General features: G+C 69.1%; 1 pseudogene. It reads left to right on the forward strand.

From position 1 onward, the window contains the following. Positions 1-551: pseudogene (locus ACFPMG_RS23495) on the forward strand (succinate--CoA ligase subunit alpha); the annotation flags it as partial.

The raw sequence follows: 551 nt of genomic DNA on the forward strand, positions 1-551 counted from the left end.
TTCGCCGCCGACGCCATCCTGGAGGCGATCGACGCCGAGATCCCGCTGGTGGTGTGCATCACCGAGGGCATCCCGGTGCTCGACATGGTGCGCGTCAAGCGCGCTCTGAGCAACTCCAAGACCCGCCTGATCGGGCCGAACTGCCCGGGCATCATCACGCCCGACGAGTGCAAGATCGGCATCATGCCCGGCCACATCCACAAGCGTGGCAAGATCGGCATCGTCTCGCGCTCGGGCACGCTGACCTACGAGGCGGTGGCGCAGACCACCGCGGCGGGTCTCGGCCAGACGACCTGCATCGGCATCGGCGGTGACCCGGTCAACGGGACGAACTTCGTGGACAGCCTGGAGCTGTTCCTGAAGGACCCGGAGACCGAGGGCATCATCATGATCGGCGAGATCGGCGGCGACGCCGAGGTCAAGGGCGCGGAGTTCATCCGCGACTCCGGGACCAGGAAGCCGGTCGTCGGCTTCATCGCCGGGCGCACCGCGCCTCCGGGCCGCCGCATGGGCCACGCCGGCGCGGTGATCTCCGGCGGCAACGACACCGC

The sequence above is a fragment of the Azospirillum himalayense genome, from assembly GCF_042657465.1.
Lineage (GTDB): Bacteria > Pseudomonadota > Alphaproteobacteria > Azospirillales > Azospirillaceae > Azospirillum > Azospirillum himalayense.